20 protein-coding genes are annotated in these 26119 nt (G+C 65.5%); 16 read left to right on the top strand and 4 right to left on the bottom strand.

Annotation, left to right across the window (positions count from 1 at the left end; genetic code table 11):
- Positions 1–282: 282 nt before the first annotated feature.
- The 4 genes from AC1C2M_RS08220 to AC1C2M_RS08235 all read right to left on the bottom strand — a co-directional run bounded on the left by AC1C2M_RS08220 (position 283) and on the right by AC1C2M_RS08235 (position 4018).
- Positions 283–1260, bottom strand: a complete 978-nt coding sequence (locus AC1C2M_RS08220) for an endonuclease domain-containing protein (RefSeq protein WP_495435906.1) — start codon at positions 1258–1260, stop codon at positions 283–285.
- Between the two features lie 97 nt (positions 1261–1357).
- On the bottom strand, positions 1358–2056 hold the full coding sequence (locus AC1C2M_RS08225) for a LysM peptidoglycan-binding domain-containing protein (RefSeq protein ID WP_495435907.1): 699 nt from the start codon (positions 2054–2056) through the stop codon (positions 1358–1360).
- A 532-nt stretch (positions 2057–2588) separates the two neighbouring features.
- Entirely contained in the window at positions 2589–3311 is a 723-nt protein-coding gene (locus tag AC1C2M_RS08230) for a DUF305 domain-containing protein (RefSeq protein WP_495435908.1), read from the bottom strand.
- A 2-nt stretch (positions 3312–3313) separates the two neighbouring features.
- Positions 3314–4018, bottom strand: a complete 705-nt coding sequence (locus AC1C2M_RS08235; RefSeq protein ID WP_495435909.1) for a thioredoxin-like domain-containing protein — start codon at positions 4016–4018, stop codon at positions 3314–3316.
- Positions 4019–4263: 245 nt separating this feature from the next.
- On the opposite strand from AC1C2M_RS08235, the gene AC1C2M_RS08240 reads away from it, so the two are divergent.
- The 16 genes from AC1C2M_RS08240 (at position 4264) to AC1C2M_RS08315 (ending at position 25607) form a co-directional block, all read left to right on the top strand.
- A complete protein-coding gene (locus tag AC1C2M_RS08240; protein ID WP_495435910.1) occupies positions 4264–5631 on the top strand; it encodes a cystathionine beta-synthase in 1368 nt (455 codons plus the stop codon).
- 10 nt (positions 5632–5641) lie between these two features.
- Positions 5642–6817 carry a cystathionine gamma-synthase gene (locus AC1C2M_RS08245; RefSeq protein ID WP_483405269.1) on the top strand — a complete coding sequence of 392 codons (1176 nt, stop codon included), beginning with the start codon at positions 5642–5644 and terminating at the stop codon, positions 6815–6817.
- A 21-nt stretch (positions 6818–6838) separates the two neighbouring features.
- Positions 6839–8278: an MFS transporter gene (locus tag AC1C2M_RS08250; protein WP_495435911.1), complete on the top strand. Its 1440-nt coding sequence runs from the start codon at positions 6839–6841 to the stop codon at positions 8276–8278.
- Positions 8279–8518: 240 nt separating this feature from the next.
- On the top strand, positions 8519–9535 hold the full coding sequence (locus tag AC1C2M_RS08255; protein WP_483405271.1) for a LacI family DNA-binding transcriptional regulator: 1017 nt from the start codon (positions 8519–8521) through the stop codon (positions 9533–9535).
- A 282-nt stretch (positions 9536–9817) separates the two neighbouring features.
- Positions 9818–10963, top strand: a complete 1146-nt coding sequence (gene chvE, locus AC1C2M_RS08260) for a multiple monosaccharide ABC transporter substrate-binding protein (RefSeq protein WP_483405272.1) — start codon at positions 9818–9820, stop codon at positions 10961–10963.
- A 94-nt stretch (positions 10964–11057) separates the two neighbouring features.
- Entirely contained in the window at positions 11058–12587 is a 1530-nt protein-coding gene (gene mmsA, locus AC1C2M_RS08265; protein ID WP_483405273.1) for a multiple monosaccharide ABC transporter ATP-binding protein, read from the top strand.
- A 31-nt stretch (positions 12588–12618) separates the two neighbouring features.
- Positions 12619–13860 (top strand): multiple monosaccharide ABC transporter permease, encoded by a 1242-nt coding sequence (gene mmsB, locus AC1C2M_RS08270; RefSeq protein WP_495435912.1) that lies wholly within the window; start codon positions 12619–12621, stop codon positions 13858–13860.
- Positions 13861–13916: 56 nt separating this feature from the next.
- Positions 13917–15242: a hypothetical protein gene (locus AC1C2M_RS08275; protein ID WP_495435913.1), complete on the top strand. Its 1326-nt coding sequence runs from the start codon at positions 13917–13919 to the stop codon at positions 15240–15242.
- A gap of 70 nt (positions 15243–15312) precedes the next feature.
- Positions 15313–16992, top strand: a complete 1680-nt coding sequence (araB, locus tag AC1C2M_RS08280; protein ID WP_495435914.1) for a ribulokinase — start codon at positions 15313–15315, stop codon at positions 16990–16992.
- Positions 16989–17723, top strand: a complete 735-nt coding sequence (locus AC1C2M_RS08285) for an L-ribulose-5-phosphate 4-epimerase (RefSeq protein WP_483405277.1) — start codon at positions 16989–16991, stop codon at positions 17721–17723. Before araB ends, AC1C2M_RS08285 begins: the two co-directional genes overlap by 4 nt.
- A complete protein-coding gene (gene araA / locus AC1C2M_RS08290) occupies positions 17716–19233 on the top strand; it encodes an L-arabinose isomerase (RefSeq protein WP_495432596.1) in 1518 nt (505 codons plus the stop codon). Before AC1C2M_RS08285 ends, araA begins: the two co-directional genes overlap by 8 nt.
- A gap of 509 nt (positions 19234–19742) precedes the next feature.
- On the top strand, positions 19743–20726 hold the full coding sequence (locus tag AC1C2M_RS08295) for an ABC transporter substrate-binding protein (protein ID WP_495435915.1): 984 nt from the start codon (positions 19743–19745) through the stop codon (positions 20724–20726).
- Between the two features lie 85 nt (positions 20727–20811).
- Positions 20812–22347 carry a sugar ABC transporter ATP-binding protein gene (locus tag AC1C2M_RS08300; RefSeq protein ID WP_495435916.1) on the top strand — a complete coding sequence of 512 codons (1536 nt, stop codon included), beginning with the start codon at positions 20812–20814 and terminating at the stop codon, positions 22345–22347.
- Complete coding sequence (locus AC1C2M_RS08305) at positions 22344–23381, top strand: ABC transporter permease (protein WP_495435917.1); 1038 nt, start codon at positions 22344–22346, stop codon at positions 23379–23381. Before AC1C2M_RS08300 ends, AC1C2M_RS08305 begins: the two co-directional genes overlap by 4 nt.
- On the top strand, positions 23378–24394 hold the full coding sequence (yjfF, locus tag AC1C2M_RS08310; protein WP_483405282.1) for a galactofuranose ABC transporter, permease protein YjfF: 1017 nt from the start codon (positions 23378–23380) through the stop codon (positions 24392–24394). The genes AC1C2M_RS08305 and yjfF overlap by 4 nt, the downstream gene beginning before the upstream one ends.
- A gap of 139 nt (positions 24395–24533) precedes the next feature.
- Positions 24534–25607, top strand: coding sequence for a LacI family DNA-binding transcriptional regulator (locus AC1C2M_RS08315; protein WP_483405283.1), 1074 nt, complete (start codon positions 24534–24536; stop codon positions 25605–25607).
- Positions 25608–26119: the final 512 nt, after the last annotated feature.

Below are 26119 nucleotides of genomic sequence, written 5' to 3' on the forward strand. Positions count from 1 at the left end.
GTTGCGGGTTCGACGCTTCGTTCGTCCGTCGCGTATGTGGGGATGTGCGGGTCGTTGCGGGCATTTGCGGCGGATGGGCTGGCGTTGCGGGTGCGACGCTTCGTTCGTCCGTCGCAGATGTCGGGAACTTTGGGTCGTTTCGGGCATTCGCGTCGGATGGGCCGGCGTTGCGGGTGCGGACGTCCGTTCGTCCGTCGCAGATGTCGGGAACTTTGGGTCGTTTCGGGCATTCGCGGCGGATGGGCCGGCGTTGCGGGTGCGGACCTTCGTTCGCGCGTCGTTTCACGCGGTGGCGCCCCGCTGCGCACGGGCCACAGACACCTGCCGCACGACCTCGGACGGGGTAGAGAAGACGTGGCGACTCGTCAGTCGCACGATCCGCCACCCGGCTTCGATGAGACGATTCAGCCGGTCGATGTCACGGTGGAACTGCTCGGCCGTTTGCCAGTGGTGCGCGCCCTCGTATTCGATGGCGATCTTGAGTTCCGGGTAGGCGAGGTCGATGCATCCCAGGAAATTGCCCGCGTCGTCGTATGCGTCGTAATTGAGTGCGGGTTCCGGAAGCCCTGCATCGACGAGGATGAGCCGCACCCAGGTCTCGAGCCGCGACCAGGAGCGGGTGCGGATGCGACCGAACGCGTCGCGGAGAGCGCCGACCCCGGGGCGTCGACCGGCATCGATTGCGGCGCGAAGCTGGTCCAGCGTTGCGAGCGGTGCCTGCCCAAAACCGCTTCCGCCTGCGGAGGTGCGTTGGCACACGATTGCGTCGCCCGCCGCGACCAGGTCGTAGGGATGAAGGATTCGACCGAGGCTCGCCCACGTCGAGGCCGGCGTTGTGAGGCGGAGGCCATCGCGGACGGTGAGGTGGACGAGTCGTGGGTCCAGCTCATGCCCGCGTACTCCTTTACTGCGAGGTGCCCGGCGTGGTCGATGGACGGACACATCGACGAGCTGATCACCGCCGCTGACGGGAAGTGGCACACCCCAGAGAATCGCGGCCGTACGGTGACTAAAGAATTCGACCGGAGGCATCCGTGTCGCGTACGCGCGAGCCAGACGCTCGATGTCAGTTCGCGCCCGCTCTGCCGGGTCGGTGTCGATCAGGTCGGTTGTGGTGGTCTCCACTCGCGCCAGTACTCCATGGAACGGCCGCTCGAGATCGTGGGCCTCGAGCCGTGATCTACCGACGCCCAGCATGCGGGCGTGGGCATACGTGAACGCGGAAGGCAGTTCAGCGGGAAGCGGTCGTGGGGTACGCATGCGCTCATGGTTCCAGCTGATGAACGAGTGAGTTCGTCATGTGCGGGAACTGTGGAGAGGGGAAGTGCTTGTGGAAAAGTGGGAGGCAGCTCTCGGCCTACCGGTGGGCCTTGCTGATGTTGAGAACTTCTCCAATTTGAAACAGGGGGTATTCGATGATCGTCGTGCGGGTCGGGTTGAGGTAAAAGAGGTCGTCCACCGTGATGCCTAATCGCGCCGCGACCTCTGCCGCGACATCATCGGGCGCGACGGTATATGTCACGGGAATGCCGTCGACGAGTGTCACCTCGCCGTTCGCGCCGCCGGTTTTGCCGGAGTCTGCCACAACCAGGCCGGGGCGCATGTCGGGCAGGGTCCACGTGAGGACCGCACTCGACAGCACCGAGACATAGCATCCGTCTGCGAACGCAACCGGGTCGAACAGTTTGATGAGAACAGTGCGGAGGAAGGTCGGATCGCCGTGTGTGAAGTCTTCCAGGAGAGGGAAAACCGGTTCCGCGTACTGGGCTGGGTCACCGTAGTCCATCGTCATGATGGAGCTGGTGCACTTGGCGCCCGGTTCCACCGTCCGTGGTGACACGCCGAGAGAGATTTCGCCGGGATGTTCGGACCTGAAGTTCAGCAGGTGGAGTGCGAACGCCCCTTTGCGCCCGACTCGGACGTCGACGTCACCAGAAATGAGCGGGTCGCCGACGAGATGCCCGGTTGCGACCACCGCTCCGAGTTCGAGCTCCGGCGGGGCAGTCGATGCCGTCGGTGTGGGGACACCGGATGTCTTCGGCGAGGTCAGCGCCACCGGTGACGATTGTGGGTCGCTCGCAAAACTGCACGCGCAAAGGAGGAGGGCGGACGAAACGATCACCGCGCACGCGGCGGCGACGCCCTGACGTTTTGATCCCACGGAGTCCTCTCGGGCCGAGGGCTGTCGCCCGTCGCCGTGAGCAGAGACTAGTGCAGCGCTCCGGCACTTCGCGAGCACGCGATCGGGGGTGGTGGCGGAGTCGGGTGCGGGGTTCGTCTGTCGTGAGTGTCGGGTTTTGCAGACGGAGGCGGGCGTTTGTGACGGATGACTGGCGCCGCGGGGTCGGGTGCGGGGTTCGTCTGTCGTGAGTGTCGGGTTTTACAGAGGGAGGCGGGCGTTTGTGACGGATGAGGGCGGCGCTGCGGCGACGAGAACCCGAACGGATGCCGGGGCGCGGGGGCACGACGGTGGGGCGGTGCGGCGGTTCGGTGGTCGCAAATGCACGTGTTGCAGCGTTATGGCGTGCTTTTGTGACAGTCGAGCGGATGCCGGGCGGTGCGGTGCGGGGGGCGCGTCGCGCAGGCCGCTACGGCGCCGGCCGCTCCTCGAGCATGGACGTCATGAGGTCGATCTCCGCGTCCTGGCTCTTCACCACTCCGGTGGCGAAGGTCCGCACCGTCGAGTTCGTACTCCGGTCGAGCACAGCCTCGGCCATCTCGATGGCGCCCTTGTGGTGCTCGATCATGAGCTCGAGAAACAGGCGCTCGGCCGCGACACCGCTGAGGCCCTTGAGCTCGGCAATCTGCTCAGGCGTGGCCAGCCCCGGCATCGGTTCACCTGGCTTGTGCGCGCTGTCGCCGGAACCGTGGTTGTGCCCGTCCCCGTCCAGCGTCGGCGTCGTCATCCACGTCATCGGGGGCTCCGACGAGAACCCGGACAGCCCCCACACGTTGAGCCAGCCCTTCATCATGCCCGACTGCGCAGACTGGGTCGTCGCGATGTCGTAGGCGAGCAATCGAACCTCGGCATCATCCGTGAGGTCACGGATGATCATCGCCAGTTCAACGCCCTGGTTGTGGTGCGTCTGCATATCGCGCGCGAAACCGGCTTCGGCGCTCTCCGTCGTCGGGGTCGGGTCGCCGAGCGTCGAGAGCCGTCCCACCGAGAACGCGACGATTCCCACGATGACAACCGCGACGAGACCGACGACCAGCAGGGCGAGCGGTGACCGGCGCTGCGGAGTCGGATCCGATTTCGAGACGGATGCCGCAGCATCCGCCTCGAGATCAGTCAGTTCAGCAGCCGCCAAAATTACGCCTTGCCCGGTCCGTCGACGGCACCGGTGCACAGTGCGCCCGGCTCGGGGACGTTCTCGCTCTGCCAGTACTCCTCGAAGAACTCGCCGATGCGCTCGTCAGAGGCTTCGTCGACCTGGAGCTGCGCGTTCCACGCGGAGAGGACGATCGGCGTCGGGAGGCCCTCGAACGGAGAGAGGATCGCATAGGTGGACGGGACCTTTTCCTTGAGCGCGTCGAGCTCCGCGTCGGAGATCGACGGGTCGTAGGTGACCCAGACAGCCCCGTGCTCGAGCGAGTGCACGGCGTTCTCGTTCTGCTGAGGCTCGGTGTACACGCCACAGTTCAGCCAGGCCGGGTTGTGGTCGCCGCCGGCCGGGGGAGTCTGCGGGTACTCCACGGTGGTCTCCACGTGGTTGTTCGTGTTCTCGAAGGTCTCGACGCCCTCGATTTCGGCACCGGAGCCGCCAGCTTCATAGGTGGCGTTCTTCGGCATCGTCAGCACGATGCTGGTAACGAGCAGGGCAATGACGGCAATGCCGCCGATGATGGCGGCTCCGATTCCGATGCGCTTGTTGCGGCGCTTTCTGGCCTGTTCCCGCTTGAACGCCTCCACCTTCGCGGCGCGCTGCTCTGCGCGCTGCTCTTTGATGGTCAACTGCTTCGCCGGGTTACCGCTCTTGTTCGCGGTGCCTGTGGGGGAATCGTCTCGGGGGGTCAACGTGGGCCTCTCGTCGGTGATCGTCGGGGTCAGCGGTCGACCACGAGTGTGCGCCGGGCTGCCTTTCATAGTGTATGGCCCGCATCCTCACAGCTTTATGTGAAGAGGATGCCGCCGCGAGCGTCACACGCGCCCTGTAACACTCCCGGAGCAGCGGCTAGGCTCGATAAGACGGCCATAACCCGTCACGAGACCGACCCGACCCGGACCCCGGCCACGCACGCACTCCCCGAATGGACAAACCCGTGAAGTACGCAGAGACCATCGTCGATCTGGTCGGGAACACCCCGCTGATCAAGCTCAACAGCGTCACCGACGGCATCGCCGCCACCGTGCTCGCGAAGGTCGAGTACTTCAATCCGGGTGGCTCGATCAAGGACCGCATCGCGACGCGCATCATCGACGCCGCCGAGGCATCCGGAGACCTGTTGCCCGGCGGGACGATCGTCGAACCGACGAGCGGCAACACCGGTGTCGGCCTCGCGCTCGTCGCCCAGCAGCGCGGCTACAAGTGCATCTTCGTCGTGCCGGACAAGGTCGGCGAGGAGAAGCGCAACGTCCTGGCCGCGTACGGCGCCCAGGTCGTCGTCACGCCGACGAGCGTCGCGCCCGATTCACCCGAGTCCTATTACAGCGTCTCCGACCGGCTCGCCGCCGAAATCCCCGGCGCATTCAAGCCCAACCAGTACTTCAACCAGAACGGTCCGCTCAGCCACTACGAGACCACCGGCCCCGAGATCTGGAACGACACAGACGGCACCGTGACCCACGTCGTCATGGGCGTTGGCACCGGCGGCACCATCACGGGCACTGGGCGATTCCTCCGCGAGGTCTCCAACGGCGGCGTCCGCATCATCGGCGCAGACCCTGAGGGCTCCGTCTACTCCGGCGGCACCGGCCGGCCCTACCTCGTCGAGGGCGTCGGCGAAGACATGTGGCCGGGGGCATATGACCCGGGCGTGGTCAACGAGGTCATCGCGGTATCGGATGCCGAATCCTTCGCCATGACCCGTCGCCTCGCGCTCGAGGAGGGCCTGCTGGTCGGCGGCTCGAGCGGCATGGCCGTCGTTGCCGCGCTCAAGGCAGCCCGCTCCCTCCCCGCAGATGCCGTCGTCGTGGTGATCCTGCCCGACGGCGGACGCGGCTACCTCGCGAAGGTCTTCAACGACACGTGGATGCGCAGGCACGGTTTCATCGGTTCAGCGACCGACGAGCGAACGGTCGGCGACCTGGTCCTGGCGAAGGGTGACACCGCAGAGTCCCTGCCGCACGTCCGCCCCGACGACACGGTCCAGAGCGCGGCGGCCCTGCTGTCGAAGAGCGGTGTTTCCGCACTGCCCGTGCTCTCCGCCGAACCGCCCGTCGTTCTCGGTGAGGTTATCGGCTCGGTGTCGGAGAGCTCGCTCCTCGAGAGCATCCTCTCCGGTTCGGCAACGGTGACGGATGTCGTTTCCACACTCACGCGGGCACCGCTTCCGCTGATCGGCTCTGGAGAATCGCTCGAATCCGCGCGTACAGCACTCGAGGCATCCGATGCCCTCCTGGTCATGCACGACGGCAAGCCGAACGCCGTCATCACCCGTCAGGACCTCCTGACCTTTTTGAGCGAGTAGAGGACCGAGAATGAGCGACAAGACCACGAAGAAGCGCGGGTTCGCGACGCGGGCCATCCACGCCGGCCAGGAATTCGACCCGACGACCGGTGCCGTCATCCCGCCGATCTACCAGTCATCGACGTTCGTCCAGACGCACATCGGCGGGCTGCGCAACGGCTACGAGTACGGCCGCGCGGGAAACCCGACCCGGAACGCACTTGAGGAGCAGCTCGCAGCGCTCGAGGGCGGAAAGCACGCCATCTCATTCGCGTCAGGCCTCGCCGCCGAAGACGCCCTGCTTCGCGGCATCCTCAAGCCCGGCGACCACATCGTCCTCGGCAACGACGCATACGGCGGAACCTACCGGTTGATCAACAAGATCTTCGGCGCGTGGGGGGTCACCCACACCGTCGTCGACATGTCGAACCTCCGCACTGTGCAGTCAGCGATCACCGCTGACACGAAGATCCTCTGGGTTGAGACTCCGTCGAACCCGCTCATGAAAATTACCGACATCGCGGAACTCGCAGAAATCGGCCACGCCGCCGGTCTCACCGTTGTCGTCGACAACACATTCGCGTCACCGGCCCTCCAGCAGCCGCTGGTCCTCGGTGCCGACGTCGTCGTGCACTCGACCACGAAGTATCTCGGTGGTCACTCTGACGTGATCGGTGGCGCGCTCGTCCTCAACGACGACGACATGCACGAGAAGGTGCGCTTCATGCAGTTCGCCGCCGGTGCCGTGTCATCGCCGATGGATGCTTTCCTCACCTCGCGGGGAATCAAGACCCTCGACGTGCGCGTGCAGCGACACAGCGAGAGCGCGCAGGCGATTGCCGAGTACTTCGCCGAGCACTCCGCCGTCGAGACCGTGTACTACCCCGGACTCGAATCTCACCCGGGTCACGCGCTTGCGGCGACCCAGATGTCGGGGTTCGGTGGGATGCTGTCCGTCGCCTTCGCGGGCGGCGAGCGGGTGGCGAGGCGATTCGCCGAGAGCACCAGGGTGTTCCAGCTCGCCGAATCGCTTGGCGGTGTCGAGTCGCTGGTCAACTACCCCGCTGAGATGACCCACGCCTCGGTCGCCGGAACCGAACTCGCGGTTCCCGCCAATGTGATCCGGCTCTCGGTCGGACTCGAAACCATTGACGATCTGCTCGCCGATGTGGACCGGGCGATCGGGAAGGCGCTCAAGAAGCGTTGACCGCCGGGCTAGGCTCTTCGCGTGACTTCTGACGCCGGGCCCCGAACCGGATCGCACGACCCCCGGCGTCCGGCTGCACCCGGGATTTTCTCGGCCGGGTACCTCTGGGCGACGATCGGATCGTGTGCGCTCGTCTTTCTGAGCGCATTCGAGTCGCTCGCGGTGACGACGATCATGCCGCTCGTGAGCGCTGACCTCGACGGTGCTGCGCTCTACGCGCTCGCGTTCGCCGGTCCGCTCGCCACCGGCGTCATCGGCATGGTTGTCGCCGGAAACTGGTCAGACCGCATTGGTCCCATCGCGCCGCTGCTGACCTCTGTTGCGCTGTTCATCGTCGGACTGATCATCGCCGGGCTCGCGCCCGACATGACAGTGTTCCTTCTCGGGCGCCTCGTGCAGGGACTCGGCTCCGGCGCCATGAGCGTCGCGCTCTACGTCGTGGTGGCGCGGATTTACCCGGCTGCGCTCCACGCCAGGATCTTCGCCGGGTTTGCCGCGGCGTGGGTCGTGCCTTCGCTCGTCGGTCCGTTCGCCGCCGGTGTCGTCGCGGAACTCACGAGCTGGCACTGGGTGTTCCTTGGCGTCGTTGTCCTCGTCCTCATCGCCATGCTCATGGTGGTTCCCGCCCTGCGGATGCTGCAGGGCGGCGAGCAAACCGAACTCGCCAGGCGACCGGCCTGGGCGATCGGCAAGATCGGGTGGGCTGTGCTCGCCGCGGCCGCTGTGCTCGGTCTCAATCTTTCGGCGAGGCTCGACGGTGTCCTCATTGGTGTCGTCGCGGTTGCCGCTGTCGTGCTCGCGCTCGTGGCCGTTCGCCCCCTCCTGCCGACCGGTACGCTCCGCGCGGAGCGCGGGCTGCCGAGTGTGATCCTGCTGCGCGGACTTATCTCGGCGGCCTTCTTCGGTACTGAGGTGTACATTCCCTACCTGCTGACCGATCGGTACGACTATTCGGCCGCTCTCTCAGGACTGGCGCTCACCGGAGCGGCACTCACCTGGGCTGGTGCCTCGTGGATTCAGGGCAGGCTCGACTCCACGCTGAGTTCCGTGAACGCCATGCGCATCGGGACGGTCCTCGTCTTGCTGGCGATCCTCTCAGCCGTGGCGACCGCCGCGTTCGAGTTGTCACCGCTCGTCGTTATCGGCGGCTGGCTGCTCGGTGGAGGTGGCATGGGACTCATGTACCCGAGGCTCAGCGTCATGACGCTGTCATACTCGAGCGATCGCGACCAGGGTTTCAACAGCTCGGCGCTGTCGATCTCGGACTCTCTCGGTGGTGCCCTCGCGCTGGCCTCGACCGGAATCGTGTTCGCGGCCCTGGTCGGGCTGGGCGGCGCCTGGCCGTTCGCCGGCTGTTTTCTTCTCGCGGCCGCGATCTCGGTGGTCACCCTCGGGCTCGGGTCCCGCGTCGGCACCGGTGTTCGACCTGTTGCCGCCAACGACGGCCCACGCGCATCCTGACCGCGCCCGGTTTGCCAGCGCGGCGCTGGCGATGTGACAGAGTGTGACAGCGCTTCGATGGCATCCGCTCCCTGTCACATTGCTGTCACATCGTCATCAGCGTGCCTGTCCACCAAAGCTGCGTCGGTGCCTCGGCCCCACAGCCCGCTGCCCTCGCTGGCGTGCCATTCGTCGGCAGGGGTGTGCATAATTGACGTACCAGCGCGGATGTGACCGTGCACATTAGTCAGGGGCATCCCGGTGACACCCAGCGTTGACAAAGGCCGAGCGCCGAACATCCGCGACGTCGCGCGCCTTGCCGGAGTGAGCCACCAGACCGTCTCCCGCGTTCTGAACGACCACCCCAGCATCAGGGAAGCCACGAAGCAGCGCGTGCTCGACGTGATGAACGAGCTGCAGTATCGCCCCAACCGGGCAGCGCGTGCCCTCGTGACCAGCCGGTCCCGCACGCTCGGCGTCCTGGCCTCGCAGCGCTCGCAGTACGGGCCGTCGAGCATCATCCAGAGCATCGAAACTGCCGCGCAGGATGCCGGCTACCTGGTGTCGACCGCGAACATCACGGCGACAGACGAGGAGTCGATCGTCACGGCGCTCGATCATCTCAACGCGCAGGCGATCGAGGGCCTCGTGATCATCGCGCCGCAGGTGCGGGTGTTGCGGGCGATCTCGAGCCTGGACCTCAGGGTTCCGTTCGTCACCATGAATACGAGCGAGGGCGACGACCACGCCATCGCCGTCGACCAGGTGGCCGGCGCCCGCCTCGCCACCAGGCACCTCATCGAACAGGGGCACAGGCACATCTACCACCTGGCCGGCCCGCAGGACTGGATCGAGGCGGAGGCGCGGATGCGTGGTTTCCTCGAGGAGATGAACGCGCAGGATGTCGCGACCACCGCGCCCATCCTCGGCGACTGGTCGGCGGATTTCGGCTATTACGCCGGCCGCGAGCTCATGCGCGTCCGCGACTTCACCGCGATTTTCTCCTCGAACGACCAGATGGCGCTCGGCCTCATGCACGCGATCCGCGACGTCGGCCATGATGTCCCGAGGGACGTGTCGATTGTGGGATTCGACGACATTCCCGAGGCCGCACATTTCTGGCCGCCCCTGACGACGGTCAGGCAGGACTTCCTGGAGCTTGGGCGCCGCTGCGTCGCGCAACTTCTGGGGACAATGGGTGATTCGCCGGATGCTTACGCGGCGCGGATTCAGCCGGAACTCGTGGTGCGTGCGTCGACCGGGAGACCGGCGTTCTGAGCCTTCCCGGCTCGCGCGATCGGTGTGGTTACCAAACTGAGACCTTCGAGCTTGACAACTTCGCTGGTGTTCTGCGTAACATGTGACAACAATGTGAACGGTCACATTGCCTGCCGGGATCGGAAATCGAAACCGGCTGACGAAGAAGTCCCTCACGAGTTTTTCGCGGTTACCCGTACGCGGTTCGCTTCGGCAGCCGCAGCGAACAGGGCGTTCATGGACGCAGCCCTGCCCGAGCGGAACACCACCCCCTGTCTGGAATCTCAGGCGACAATGACGTCCATGGCACGATTACAGAGAGGTAACACAGTGAAGAAAGTACTCATCGCGACACTCGCGGCCGGCGCAATGGTCGTGTCACTCGCGGCATGTTCGTCGGGCGGTTCGGGCGGCGGAGAAGGCGGAGAAGGCGGAGGCGCGCTTGTCGGCGTCGCAATGCCCACCAAGTCGAGCGAGCGCTGGATCCAGGACGGCGACGCCGTCAAGGAGCAGCTCGAAGCCGAGGGCTACAAAGTCGACCTGCAGTACGCAGAAGACGACATCCCCACCCAGGTCAACCAGATCGAGAACATGATCACCAAGGGCGCCGAGGCGCTGATCATCGCGTCGATCGATGGCACCACGCTCACGCAGGTCCTCCAGGACGCCGCTGACGCGGACATTCCGGTCATCGCATACGACCGCCTCATCCGCGACACCGAGAACGTCAGCTACTACGCCTCGTTCGACAACTACAAGGTCGGCGTCCAGCAGGCCAACTCGGTACTCAACGGACTCGGACTCGTCGACCTCGAGGGCGCGCCCGTCGAGGGTGCACCCGCCGGCCCGTTCAACGTCGAGCTGTTCGCAGGCTCGCCCGACGACAACAACGCCACCTTCTTCTGGGAAGGCGCCCAGGACACCCTCGCGCCGTTCATCGAAGCGGGCACCCTCGTTGTGAAGAGCGGGCAGACCGACTTCGAGCAGGCGGCGACGCTTCGCTGGGACGGCGAAACCGCGCAGAAGCGCATGGAGAACATCCTGACGTCCAGCTACTCGGACGGCACGCAGGTCAACGGCATCCTCTCGCCGTACGACGGAATCTCCCGTGGCATCATCTCGGCACTCACCGACGCCGGCTACACGACCGGCGAGGAATGGCCGACCATCTCGGGCCAGGACGCTGAGCTCGACTCGGTCAAGGCGATCAACTCGGGTGAGCAATTCGCGACCATCTTCAAGGACACCCGCAAGCTGGCGACAGCCGCGGTCGAAATGACGGTGGCCGTGCTCAACGAGGACGAGCCCGAGGTGAACAACACCGAGGACTACGACAACGGCACGTTCGTTGTGCCGTCGTACCTCCTCGACTCGCAGATCGTTGTCAAGGACAACGTCAACGAGGTGCTCGTCGAGTCCGGTTACTGGACAGAAGAACAGATCGGCTAACACCCCTTCCTAATCGAGGCCGGTGGGAGAGTAGGTTCTCTCCCACCGGCACTCGAATGCAATGAAGCAGGTTCGGTATGGAGAAGGTGCGAAAGTGACCACAAACATCCTCGAGATGCGCAATATCACCAAGACATTTCCCGGTGTCAAAGCGCTATCGGACGTAACCCTCGACGTGGAGCGCGGCACAGTCCACGCCATCTGCGGTGAGAACGGTGCGGGCAAATCAACGTTGATGAAGGTGCTGTCCGGGGTTTACCCGCACGGCACGTACACCGGTGACATCGTCTTCGAGGGCGACGTCGTCGAGTTCAAGGACATCCGGGACTCCGAGGCCAAGGGCATCGTGATCATCCACCAGGAACTGGCGCTCAGCCCGTACCTGTCGATCGCCGAGAACATCTTCCTCAACAACGAGCAGACCGGCCCGTTCGGTCTCATCGACTGGAACAAGACGAACCAGGAGGCGGCGGCCCTGCTCGCCCGTGTCGGGCTGAAGGAAAACCCCACAACGAAGATCCTCGATATCGGCGTCGGCAAGCAGCAACTCGTCGAAATCGCCAAGGCGCTCTCGAAGCGCGTGAAGCTCCTCATCCTCGACGAGCCGACCGCCGCGCTGAACGACGAGGATTCCGACCACCTGCTCGACCTGATCCTGAACCTCAAGCAGCAGGGGATCACGTCGATCATCATCAGTCACAAGCTCAACGAGATCAAAAAGGTCGCGGACACCGTCACAGTGATCCGCGATGGCAAGGCGATCGAGACGATCCAGAAAACGGATGTCACCGAAGAGCGCATCATCAAGGACATGGTCGGTCGCGACCTCGAGCACCGGTACCCGGACCACACGCCCAACATCGGCGATGAGATCCTGAGGGTCGAGGACTGGGTGGCGCACCACCCGCAGGACCCGACGCGGGTCGTTGTCGACAACGTCAGCATCAACGTGCGCGCTGGCGAGATCGTCGGCATCGCGGGGCTGATGGGTGCCGGGCGGACCGAGTTCGCGATGAGCCTGTTCGGCCACAGCTACGGAAGCAAGATTTCCGGCAAGGTCTTCATGCGAGGCGAGGAGATCAAGACCCGCACGGTTTCGGAAGCCATCGGCAACGGCCTCGCGTACGCGACCGAGGACCGCAAGCATTACGGCCTCAACCTGCTCGAGGACATCAAGCGCAACATCGCCCTGGCATCCCTCGACAAGCTCTCGAGCAACGGCCTCGTCAACGACAACGAGGAATACAAGATCGCCAACGGCTACCGGTCGAGCATGAACATCAAGGCTCCATCGGTGCTCGCAAAGACGAGCAAGCTGTCCGGCGGTAACCAGCAGAAGGTCGTGCTGTCGAAGTGGATCTACTCCGACCCCGACGTCCTGATCCTCGATGAGCCAACACGTGGCATCGACGTCGGCGCCAAGTACGAGATCTACGCAATCATCAACGCGCTTGCGGCCCAGGGCAAAGGCGTCATCGTCATCTCGAGCGAACTGCCAGAACTGCTCGGGATCTGCGACCGCATCTACGCCCTCAGCGAGGGCCGTATCACCGGCCAGCTTCCCATCGAGGACGCCAACCCGGAATCCCTTCTCAAGCTCATGACCATGGAAAAGCCGCGCTAGGGCGCCCGGCACCACCAAGGAGAACCCTGACATGTCAAACACACAGACACCGGTGACCGAGGAAACCGCCGCAGGCGGCGCGATCCACCCGGTCGACAACAAGTTCACCAGCTGGCTCAGCCACCTGCTCTCCGATCTCGGCAAGAACGGAATCTTCATCGCGCTGCTCGCGGTGGTGCTGTTCTTCACGGTCGTGACCGACGGCATCCTGCTTCGTCCGCAGAACATCTCGAACCTGATCGTCCAGAACGGGTACATCCTCGTGCTCGCGATCGGAATGGTGATGATCATCATCGCCGGTCACATCGACCTCTCGGTCGGATCGGTGGCCGCCTTCGTCGGTGCCTGTTCCGGCGTCTTCGCCGTGACGTGGGGCCTGCCCTGGTGGCTCGCCATCATCATGTCGCTCGGAATCGGCGCGCTCGTCGGTGTGTGGCAGGGATTCTGGATCGCCTACGTCGGCATACCGGCGTTCATCGTGACGCTCGCCGGCATGCTCATCTTCCGCGGGCTCGCGCTCGTCGTGCTGGGCAACGCCAACATCGGGTCATTCCCCACCGAGTACCGCGCTCTCGGTAACGGCTTCCTGAGCGACCTGTTCGGTGACTTCGATCTTGACCCGCTGACACTGATCGTCGCTGCCGCGGCCGTCGTCGCCCTCATCGTCGGCCAGTTCCGCACCCGGGCGGGCCGCCAGAAGTACGGCCAGGATGTCGAGCCCATCGTCTGGTTCATCGCCAAGCTCGTGCTCATCACCGCGGCCATCGGGTTCTTCGCCTACGCACTCGCGTCGTACAAGGGCATCCCCGTGACGCTCATCGTGCTCGCTGTGCTTGTGCTGATCTACGGCATCATCATGAACCGGAGTGTCTTCGGCCGCCACGTTTACGCGATCGGTGGAAACCGCCACGCCGCCGAGCTCTCGGGAATCAAGACCCGGAAGACCGACTTCCTGCTTTTCGTCAACATGGGTGTGCTCGCCGCACTTGCCGGACTCATCTTCACCGCGCGACTCAACCTCGCAGGCCCGAAGGCGGGAGACGGCTTCGAGCTCGAGGCCATTTCGGCGGCGTTCATCGGTGGAGCTGCAGTCCAGGGCGGTGTCGGCACCATCGGCGGAGCGATCATCGGTGGTCTCATCATCGGTGTCCTCAACAACGGAATGTCGATCCTCGGCCTCGGAATCGAGTGGCAGCAGGCCGTCAAGGGTCTCGTGCTGCTCCTGGCCGTCGCCTTCGACGTCTACAACAAGCGTCGCTCCGGCGGCAAGTAGCACCTCGCAGGGGTCGTCACAGTGTGACGACCCCTGCCGCATTTCAGGAGAACCAGATGCACCTGGTCGGTTTGTTGCCGGACGGAGCACGGCTCGTCGCCGTGCTCGGTGGTGTGCCCGAGGCTCAGGCTCACGGGATCCCGCTGATCGGCGCTGAATCGCTCACCATCCCGTTCTCCACCGTCGGCGACAATGTCCTGCTCGGATCGGAGTCGGCGAGCGGTTTCTTTACTCGGCGGCGGGTACTCGAGCGCCGCGCGCGCGAACTCCTCGAGGTTGTCGGCCTTGACGTCGCGCCCGCCACTTCGATACTCGATCTCGACGCCGTCGACCAGCGGGTCGTTGAACTCGCCAGGGCACTGGCGAGGCGTACCGGCGTCATTCTGGTCGACGATCGGTGGACGCTGTTCGATGCCGATGAGGCCGTTCGCTGGTATGCCGCCGTCGCCAGGGCCTCTGCGGCGACACCGATCCTGGTCGCCGTTCAGTCGCTCGCTGACCTGCGGCTCGTTCCCGCGCCCATCGATGCCGTTCTGGTGATGAGGGATGGGGCGGTCGCCGGTGTCGCGAGGCCCCAGGAGAGCACCACGCTGCTCGACCTTCTGGCCGGGGACGTCGATGAGCCGGCACCGGTGGAGCGGGTCTTCGGGCCGGTTGTACTCGAGCTCGAGTCGGTCAGCGTCACCCATCCGATCCAGCGCCGGCGCGCGGTCGTCGAAGGCGCGAATCTCACCGTCCGCGCCGGTGAAATTGTTGGCCTCGCCGGGGCGGAGTCGCTGGTGCTCGGGGTGTTCGGTGCGTCGTCGGGCGGGGAGGTGACCGGCACGATCCGGCTCGACGGTCAGCCGGTCGACCTGACGACCGTGGCGAAAGCCATAGCGGCGCGGGTGCTGTTCATTTCGGAACACCCGCCGGCCTATGACATCGGCCTCATCGGCGGGATGCCGACGAGCGTGTCAGGGGAATCGCTCGCCCGACTGGCCCGGACCGGGTTGATCGACCCGCGGCGCACCTATGTCCCGCGACGGGCACCGTCGATGCTGCTCGAGGCGCTTCCCGGCGCCAGGTCCCGGCCGTCGACGAGCGACATGAACGAGGTCCTGGCGGGGTGGGCGGCAGCGCCACCGCGGGTGGCACTGATCACCGAGCCGTTCTCCGGACTCGGCCCGACCGAGCGCGACGAGCGGCGTTCGCTCATCGAAGCGATCGCCGCGGCGGGCACCGCGGTGCTCGTCGAGGCGGCAGACCCCACCCAGCTTCTCGGGCTGAGCAACCGCATCCTCGCGCAGCACGGCACCCACCTCACGACGGAACTTTCCGGCAGGGACGTGACGCTTCGCGGCCTCGCGGCCCTCAGCATCCGTACCGATATACAACGTTAGAATCGAGAAGAACGTGGCAGTGCAGCAAGAGCCCGAAACCGGGCGGAATCCAGACGAAGGAGTCGAGACGGTGACCGATCGAGCAGAGAACCAGGCCGCCGAGCGCTACGTGATCGGGGTGGACTACGGCACCCTGTCCGGCCGCGCGGTCGTCGTGCGCGTTTCCGATGGCGCCGAACTGGGCAGTGCGGTGCTCGACTATCCGCACGCCGTGATGGACACGACGCTCGCCGCGACCGGCAGGCGACTGCCGCCGGACTGGGCGCTGCAGGTGCCGCAGGACTATGTTGACGTGCTCAAATCAGCGGTTCCCGAGGCGGTGAAGATCGCCGGGATCGACCCGGCGGACGTCATCGGCATCGGCACTGACTTCACCGCGTGCACGATGGTTCCTACACTCGCAGACGGCACACCGCTCAACGAGCTGCCGGAGTTTGCCGACCGCCCGCACGCCTACGTGAAGCTGTGGAAGCACCACGCCGCACAGGCGCAGGCCGACCGCATCACCGAGCTCGCGGCATCCCGCGGGGAAAGCTGGCTGCCCCGTTACGGCGGCCTCATCTCGAGCGAGTGGGAGTTCGCAAAGGGCCTGCAGCTGCTCGAGGAAGACCCCGAACTGTATGACCGCATGGACCACTGGGTCGAGGCAGCCGACTGGATCATCTGGCAGCTGACCGGTGAGTACGTGCGCAACGCATGCACGGCTGGCTATAAAGGCATCTACCAGGACGGCGAATACCCGAGCCGCGACTACCTCGCCGCTCTCAACCCCGATTTCGCCGACTTCGTCGAGTCGAAGCTCGAGCACCGGATCGGTCAGCTGGGGGATGCCGCCGGCCGGCTTTCCGCGGAAGCAGCCGCCTGGACGGGGTTGCCTGAGGGCATCGCCGTCGCCGTCGGCAATGTCGACGCACACGTCGCAGCCCCCGCAGCGCGCGGAGTGCTCCCCGGCCAGATGGTCGCCATTATGGGGACGTCGACCTGCCACGTGATGAACAGCGACAAGCTCGTCGAGGTGCCTGGCATGTGCGGCGTCGTCGACGGCGGTATCGTCGCCGGTCTCTACGGGTACGAAGCCGGGCAGTCCGGCGTTGGCGACATCTTCGCCTGGTACGTCAAGAACCAGGTTCCCAGCGCCTACTACGAAGCGGCGGAGGAAGCCGACGTCAGCATCCACCAGTACCTGACGAGCCTCATCGAGGACCAGCCGGTCGGCGCCCACGGTCTCGTCGCGCTCGACTGGCAGTCGGGCAACCGGTCGGTGCTCGTCGACCACGAACTCTCCGGGGTCGTGCTCGGCACCACGCTGACCACCCGCACCGAGGAGATCTACCGGGCACTGTTCGAGGCCACGGCATTCGGCACCCGGGTGATCGTCGAGACCTTCAATGCGTCCGGCGTGCCTGTCACCGAGTTCATCGTCGCCGGCGGCCTGCAGAAGAACCCGTTCCTCATGCAGACATACTCCAACATCCTGCGGATGCCGATCTCCACCATCGCGAGCGACCAGGGCCCCGCGCTCGGCTCTGCCATTCACGCCGCTGTCGCCGCTGGCGCCTACCCGGACGTGCAGGCGGCTGGCCAGGTGATGGGCAAGGTTCACAAGAACGTGTTCACGCCGGACGAGAAAGCGGCTGAGGCGTACGACAGGCTCTTCGCCGAATACCGCGAACTGCATGACTACTTCGGGCGCGGCGGCAACGACGTCATGCACCGGTTGCGCAAACTCAAGAGAGAGGCTCTCGCGTGAGCGGATATTCCCCCGAGGTTGAGGTCGCCATCGCGCGGGTCCGTGCCGATGTCGCGAAACTCCACGGAGAACTCGTGCGCTATGGCCTCGTGGTCTGGACGGGCGGAAACGTCTCGGGCCGCGTCCCAGGCGCCGATCTCTTCGTGATCAAGCCGTCCGGTGTCAGCTATGACGACCTCGCGCCCGAGAACATGATCCTCTGCGACCTCGACGGGAACGTGCTTCCGGGCACGCCGGGTTCCGATCGGTCGCCCTCGAGCGACACAGCGGCACACGCATACGTGTACCGGAATATGCCGGAGGTCGGGGGCGTCGTGCACACCCACTCCACCTACGCGGTGGCCTGGGCCGCGCGCAACGAACCGATCCCGTGCGTCATCACCGCGATGGCCGACGAGTTCGGCGCCGAGATCCCGGTGGGGCCGTTCGCCATCATCGGCGACGACTCGATCGGTCGCGGCATCGTCGAGACGCTGACCGGCCACCGCAGCCGTGCCGTGCTGATGGCCAACCACGGTCCGTTCACCATCGGCAAGGACGCGAAGGATGCCGTCAAGGCCGCCGTCATGGTCGAGGACGTCGCCCGCACCGTGCACATCTCCCGCCAGCTCGGTGAGCCGGTTCCGATCCCGCAGCCCGCCATCGATTCCCTGTTCGACCGCTACCAGAACGTCTACGGCCAGGCGCCGCAGGGCGCTCTCGCCGACTCCCAAGGAGACACACATGCCTAAGCTGACCACCTCGCTCGACGCCTACGAGGTCTGGTTCCTCACCGGAAGCCAGAACCTGTACGGCGAAGAAACGCTTCAGCAGGTCGCTGAGCAGTCGCAGGAGATCGCGCGAACGCTTGGCGCGGCATCCGATGTTCCCGTCAAGGTCGTCTGGAAGCCGGTGCTCAAGGACTCCGCGTCGATCCGGCGGGCGATGCTCGACGCCAACTCCGACGATCGCGTCATCGGCCTCATCGCGTGGATGCACACGTTCTCGCCGGCCAAGATGTGGATCGCGGGCCTCGACGCCCTGCAGAAGCCGCTGCTGCACCTGCACACGCAGGCCAATGTTGCGCTGCCGTGGGACAGCATCGACATGGACTTCATGAACCTCAACCAGGCAGCCCACGGCGACCGGGAGTTCGGCTACATCCAGACCCGACTCGGCGTCTCGCGCAAGACGGTCGTCGGCCACGTCTCGAACCCCGCCGTCACCGCACAGGTCGGCACCTGGATGCGCGCAGCCGCCGGCTGGGCAGCCACCCACGAGCTCAAGCTCGCCCGCTTCGGCGACAACATGCGTTACGTCGCCGTCACCGAGGGCGACAAGACCGAGGCCGAACTGAAGTTCGGCGTCCAGGTCAACACCTGGGGCGTCAACGAGCTGGCGGATGCCGTCGCCGCGGCGTCGGAGAGCGACATCGACGCGCTCGTTGCCGAATATGAAGAGCTCTACGACGTCGTCCCCGAACTGCGGAAGGGTGGCGACCGTCACTCGTCGCTGCGCGACGGTGCGGCGATCGAGATCGGACTGCGGTCGTTCCTCGAGGAGGGTGGCTTCGGCGCGTTCACCACGTCGTTCGAAGACCTCGGTGCGCTCAAGCAGCTGCCGGGCCTCGCCGTGCAGCGGCTCATGGCCGAGGGCTACGGCTTCGGTGCAGAGGGCGACTGGAAGACCGCCGTTCTCGTGCGCGCGGCATCCGTTATGGGAGCTGGGCTGCCCGGCGGTGCCTCGCTGATGGAGGACTACACCTACCACCTGGTGCCGGGGGAGGAGCAGATCCTCGGTGCCCACATGCTCGAGGTCAGCCCTGGCCTCACGACGGCGAAGCCGACGCTCGAGATCCACGAGCTGGGAATCGGCGACAGGGAAGACCCGGTCAGGCTTGTCTTCACGGCTGATCCGGGTCCGGCCGTCGTCGTCGCGATGAGCGACATGCGCGACCGGTTCAGGCTTGTGGCCAACGTCGTCGACGTGATCGAGCCGGCTGAAGCGCTGCCGAAGCTGCCGGTCGGTCGTGCCGTGTGGAAGCCGGAGCCGTCGTTCGCTGTGTCGGCGACAGCGTGGCTCACCGCTGGTGCGGCCCACCACACGGTGATGTCGACCGCTGTCGGCGTCGACGTATTCCGTGACTTCGCGGAGATCGCCGGCACCGAGCTGCTCGTCATCGATAACGACACAACACTCGACGGGTTCTCGCGCGAGGTGCGCTGGAACAACGCGTACTACAGGCTCGCGCAGGGGTTCTAGGGCGCCCACCCCGCCGAGACCATCACCTCCGGTCGAGAACATCCCGCGCAACTGATGTTCTTGACCGGAAGTGGTGTTCTCGGTGCCGAGTCAACTCGCGACCCACGAAGCGGATGCTGCCAGCCGGCGGCATCCGCTTCGCGCGTTAACGCGCGGTGCCGGTGCACGTCGTGCTCGCCGGTGCTCGACACCCGGGCTGCGGTGTTGCTTCGGGAGGAAATTCGCAGGGTCGGCGGGGTCTACGAGCATGGCCCCCGCGATTTACCGGCCGACGCCGCGGCACCGGTCGTGCCCGACGCTCCGCAGCGGATGCCGCCAGCCGGACGGCATCCGTCGCTGAGATGTGTCCCACTGTGATCGCTCACAATTTGGTAACGGACTTTGATTGAAGCGTTGTGCTCGCGTAATTGTGAGCGCTAACATCGCAGCCATGACCAGAACGGACTGGTCAACCGGCAGCTGACACAGCATCGGACCACGTCGCGCCGGCCGAACAAGGAGGTTTGGTTGTGAAGAAGATACTTGCGCCGATTGCAGCTGCTGGAGCCCTGCTCCTCGCGCTCACCGGGTGTGCACAGTCGGGGGGAGGCTCGGCAGACGGGCCCAAGGACCCGAGCGAGATCATCGTCGGATTTGCCCAGGTCGGCGCCGAGAGCGGATGGCGTACCGCGAATACCAAAGACATCCAGGCGGCGTTCAAGGACGCCGGCATCGAGCTCAAGTTCTCCGACGCCCAGCAAAAGCAGGAGAACCAGATTCAGGCGATCCGCTCGTACATCCAGCAGGGCGTCGATGTCATAGCGTTCTCGCCGGTCATCGAATCGGGGTGGGATGCCGTGCTCAAGGAAGCAAAGGACGCCGAGATTCCCGTTGTCCTCACCGACCGCGCCGTCGATAGCGAGGATGACTCGCTCTACGTGAGCTTCCTCGGCTCCGACTTCATCGAGGAAGGCAAGAAGGCCGGGGAGTGGCTCGTCGAGGAGTATTCCGCGTCGACGGAGCCGGTGAACATCATCCAGCTCGAGGGAACGACGGGAGCAGCCCCCGCCCTGGACCGGGCCGAGGGCTTCGCCGATGTCATCGCCGCTGACGATAAGTTCCAGGTGGTCGCGTCCCAGACCGGCGACTTCACTCGCGCCGGCGGCAAGCAGGTCACCGAGGCGCTGCTCAAGTCGAATCCCGACGTCGACGTGATCTACGCACACAACGACGACATGGGTCTCGGCGCGATTGAAGCGATCGAAGCGGCCGGCCTCGTGCCGGGCACCGACATCAAGATCATCACGGTGGATGCCGTGAAGGACGGCATGCAGGCGCTCGCCGACGGCAAGATCAACTTCATCGTCGAGTGCTCGCCGCTCCTGGGCAGCCAGCTCGTGGAGATTGTGGAAAAGGTCGTCGCGGGAGAAGACGTTGAGAAGCGGATCATCACCGAGGAAACGACCTTCACCCAGGAGCAGGCGATCGAAGCGCTGCCCGACAGGAAGTACTAGGCACACCCACCTCGGGCGTTCCAGGTCCGATGAATCCGGACCCGGAACGCCCGACACATCTTTCCTCAGCGCAGAGAGCAGGGTCATGACCGAACAGCAACCAGCCGTCAGCATGGAGAACATCTCCATCGAATTCCCCGGGGTGAAGGCCCTCGACGGCGTCAGTTTCCGGATGTTTCCCGGCGAGGTGCACTCACTCCTCGGCGAGAACGGGGCGGGAAAGTCAACTCTGATCAAGGCGCTGACCGGCGTCTATCGCATCGACAGCGGCGTGATTACGCTCGCAGGCACCGAGGTGTCCTTCTCCACCACCGCGGAGGCCCAGGCCGCGGGAATCTCAACCGTCTATCAGGAGGTCAACCTCCTGACCAACCTCACCGTCGCCGAGAACATCATGCTCGGCCGGGAACCCCGGCGATTCGGGTTCATCGACTGGCGAGCGACCAGGGCGCGCGCCGCCGAGCTTCTGGCGAAGCTCCACCTCAGCATCGATCCCAACTCACGGCTCGGCTCCCACTCACTCGCCGTGCAGCAACTCGTCGCCATCGCGCGCGCGACCGACATCAACGCGCGGGTCCTCATCCTCGACGAGCCGACCTCGAGCCTCGACGCCGACGAAGTGCAGGAACTCTTCCGTATCATCCGGGATCTCAAAGACGACGGCGTCGCCATCCTCTTCGTCTCGCACTTCCTCGACCAGGTGTATGAAATCTCCGACCGGTTGACCGTTCTGCGCAACGGCAAGCTCGTCGGCGAGTACCTGACCGAGGAGATCCTGCGCATCGAGCTCGTGCAGAAGATGATCGGCAAGGAACTCACCGTGCTCGAGGATCTCGAACGCAAGACCAGGCAACAGAGCATCGACGACGTCGAAGTCACCCCGTACGTGCGCGCCGTCGGACTCGGCCGCAAGGGCTCGGTCCTGCCGACCGACCTCGACGTCTACGAGGGCGAGGTCGTTGGCCTCGCCGGTTTGCTCGGTTCCGGCCGCACCGAGCTGGCGCGGATTCTCTCCGGAGTTGATCGGGCGGATGCCGGTGCGCTCGAGATCGAGGGCAAGCTGCGTCGCATCCGCACCCCGCGCCAGTCCATTCACGAACGGATCATCTACTCGAGTGAGAACCGTCGCGAAGAGGGAATCGTCGACGAACTCACGGTTCGCGACAACATAGCCCTCGCGTTGCAGGCCGACCGCGGCTGGTTCCGGCCGATCCCGAAGAAGAGGCAGGACGAACTCGCCGAGAGCTACATCTCGGCGCTCAACATCCGACCGGCGAACCCGGATGCGCTCCTCAAAAATCTCTCGGGCGGCAACCAGCAGAAGGTGCTCCTCGCCCGCTGGCTGGCGATAGCGCCCAGGCTTCTCATCCTCGATGAGCCGACCCGCGGTATCGACGTCGGCGCCAAGGCTGAGATCCAGAAGCTGGTGTCCAACCTCGCCGAGAACGGCATGAGCGTGATTTACATCTCGGCAGAACTCGACGAGGTGCTTCGGCTGAGTCATCGCATCGCCGTCATGCGCGACCGCAGGCTCGTGGCCGACATCGAGAACGACGGCCTCACCACAGACACCCTGCTCGCCATCATTGCCGACGGGCTCGCAACGGAGGTCGTCGCATGAACCTCAACACGCTCATGGCGAACCGGCTGTTCTGGCCCGTGGTCATGCTCATCGTGCTCCTCGGCATCAACCTCATCGCGTTCCCCGGGTTCTTCTCGGTGCAGGTCCGCGACGGTCACCTCTTCGGCAGCCTCATCGACATCCTGCGCAACGGCTCGCCGACGCTGATGATCGCCGTCGGCATGACCCTCGTCATCGCCACCCGCGGTATCGACCTTTCCGTCGGCGCCGTCTGCGCGATCTCGGGCGCCGTCGCCTGCTCGATCATCCTGGGCTCGTCCGATCCCGGCAACCCGGGCACCGTCGCGGTCGCGGTGGTCGTCTCCCTCCTCATCTCCCTCGTCCTCGGGCTGTGGAACGGATTCCTCGTCGCGGTTGTCGGCATCCAGCCGATCATCGCAACACTGATTCTCATGACGGCCGGCCGCGGGGTCGCCATGCTCATCACGGAGGGGCAGATCCTCACGGTCAACAGCCCTCCGTTCAAGGCGATCGGCTCAGGGTTCTTCCTCGGCCTGCCGATCGCGGTGCTCATCGCGGCTGTCATCTTCGTGTTCGCGCTCGTGATCACCCGCCGAACGGCGCTCGGTCTCATGATCGAGGCCGTCGGCATCAACCCGGAGGCATCCCGCCTTGCCGGCGTTCGCGCCAGGGGCCTGCTCATCACCGTCTATGTCTTCACCGCGATGTGCGCCGCGATCGCCGGCCTCGTCCTCACGAGCAATCAAACGGCGGCGGATGCCAACAACACAGGACTCTTCATCGAACTGGATGCCATCCTCGCGGTGGTCATCGGTGGCACGTCGCTCGCGGGTGGGCGGTATTCGCTCTTCGGCACGCTGATCGGTGCGCTCGTCATCCAGACCCTCGTCACCACCGTGTACACGGTGGGCATCCCGCCGATTGTGACCATGGTGTTCAAAGCCGCCGTGGTCACCGTGGTCTGCCTGCTCCAGTCGCCACGGACGACCCAGCTGATTGAGTCGGCGCGCCGCCGAAACGCGCGGCGCCGCGAAAGGGCGGTGACGGCATGACCGCAACAGTCGTAACCGATGGCTCTCCGATCAGCTCGGCAGTCGGCCGTGTTCGTGGCTGGCTGACCAACCCGAAGTACGGGCCGGTCATCGTCACCGCCGTGCTCCTCGTCGGCATGTTCATCGCCGGTGCGTCCCGGTATCGCGGGTTCACGAACCCGCAGGTGATCGCCAACCTCTTCATCGACAACGCGTACCTCATCGTGCTCGCCGTCGGGATGACGTTCGTGATCCTCACCGGTGGCATCGACCTCTCGGTCGGGGCGGTCCTCGCCATGTCGACCATGATCGCGGCGAGCCTGCTCCAGGCCGGCTGGCCGCCCGGGGTGATCATCCCGCTGATCCTCGTGGCCACCTCCCTGCTCGGCCTCGCCGTCGGCCTGATGATCCACTACTTCCAGATCCAGCCGTTCATTGCGACCCTCGCTGCGATGTTCCTCGCGAGGGGTCTCTGCTACGTGATCAGCAAGACGACGATCTCGATCACCGACCCCGTGTTCATCGCCCTGGCGCAGACCCGGATTCCCCTCGCCCCACGGCTCAGCATCACCCCGAGCGTGATCCTCGCGATCGGGCTCGTCATCGTTGCCGTGGTGGTACTGCACTATTCGCGGCTGGGACGAACCGTGTATGCAATCGGCGGCAGCGAGGCATCCGGTGTTCTGATGGGTCTTCCGGTTGCACGGACCAAGGTGCTCGTCTACGTCATCAGCGGGTTCTGCTCCGGTCTCGCCGGTGTGCTCTACAGCTTCTACACACTGTCGGGGTACGCGCTGACGGCGATCGGAACTGAACTCGACGCCATCGCCGCTGTGGTGATCGGCGGCACCCTGCTCGCGGGCGGGTACGGGTTCGTTCTCGGCTCGGTGCTCGGCGTGCTGGTGCTCGGCACCATCCAGACCCTGATCACCTTCGACGGCAACCTCACGTCCTGGTGGACCAGCATCTTCATCGGGGCACTCCTGCTCGTGTTCATCTTCCTTCAGAAGGTGCTGACCGCGAGACGGACATGACCCGGCATCCGTTGCACACGGGCGAACGGATGCCGCCGGGGGGCACAGTGAGACCGGTGTGGCTTATGTTCACAGTGCGGTCAGAGTGACGAGATAATCGAATGGACGGGCGAGAGTCGCCGGGCGGGAGCGGACCCACGTGGTGACGAACGAGGATGAGAAGGCGCGCGTCGCCAATATCTTCGACGTTGCTCGCCTCGCCGGGGTATCGCACCAGACCGTGTCCCGGGTGCTCAATGACCTGCCCAATGTGCGGCCTGCGACCCGGGAGCGCGTCGAGAAGGCGATCAAGCAGTTGCGGTACACGCCGTCCCAGGCGGCGCGCGCGCTGGTGACCCGGCGGTCGCGCACGATCGGCCTGATCACGACGGGCGGGCCGGACTTCGGGCCGTCGTCGACGGCGCTGCACTTCAACGACGCGGCTCGGGATGCCAGGTACGCGGTGAGCATGGCGAGCATGCTCGACTCAGACCCGGATTCGCTGCGCGCCGCCGTCGAACTGCTGCTGCGACAGAATGTCGAGGCGATCGTGCTCATTGCGGCGCACGCCGGCGCGCTCGAGGCCATCCTGAGCATCGAGCTGGGGGTTCCGTTCATCGCCGTCGACGCGGGCGGAAGGCCGGGCGTTCACTCTGTCGCGCTCGACCAGTACGCGGGCGCGCGTGCGGCCGTCGATCATCTGGTCGGCCTCGGGCACCGCGAGATTCGGCACATTTCCGGACCACTCGATTCAACCGATGCCACCGAGCGCCTCCGCGGCTGGCGCGACTCCCTCGCCGCCGCCGGCCTGCCGGCGCGCGAGCACCTCGTCGGCGACTGGACCCCAGCGAGCGGGTACCGGCACGGCCTCGCGCTCGCTGCCGACCGCGACATGACAGCGGTGTTCGTCGGCAACGACCAAATGTCGCTCGGGCTGATCCACGCCCTCAGTTCGGCCGGCCTCAGCGTGCCCGCCGACGTGAGCGTCATCGGCTTCGACGATATTCCTGAGGCTGAGCACTTTGCTCCGCCGTTGACCACGATCCGGCAGGACTTCGACGGGCTCGGCCGTGACATCATGACCGAACTCCTGGCCGTGCTCCGCGATGAGGACGCTGCCGACCTTCCGCGCATCCTGCCGTCCCTCGTCGTGCGCGAGTCGGCTGGCCCGCCGCCGCCCGTGCGCGTGGTCGCCTCACCCGGTGCTGCCGCGACGCACCAGCGGCTCGGCTAGCCGCTTCGGTGGGCTGGGTGCGTGTGCCTGTCGTTTCGGGAGGAAAACCGGCGGGTCCACGCGCAGTGCGGGCCCGACCCCCACGATTTGCCGCCTGAAGTGCACCCGAACCGTTGCGGGGTGGCCGGTCCGGGCGTTGACGGGGCGTGTCGGGCGGATGCGGCCGCGCCGACGGCATCCGTTTCTTGCGTTGAACGTGCCGCGAGCGCTGAACCTGGTGAGCGGTCGTTTCGGGAGGAGAATCGGCAGGTCGAGGGGCTATACCGGCCCGGCCCCCACGATTTGCCGCCCGGAGTGCAGTTGAGTGTCACGCGGGGTGGCGGACCCGGGCGTTGACGGGGCGTGTCGGGCGGATGCGGCCGAGCCGACGGCATCCGTTTCTTGCGTTGAACGTGCCGCGAGTGCTGAACCTGGTGAGCCGTCATTTCGGGAGGAAAATCGGCGGGTCTGCGCGCTATGCGGGCACGGACCCCACGATTTGCCGCCCGAAGTGTAGCTGAGCGTCGCGGGGA

It is taken from the genome of Mycetocola sp. Y444 (assembly GCF_059445295.1).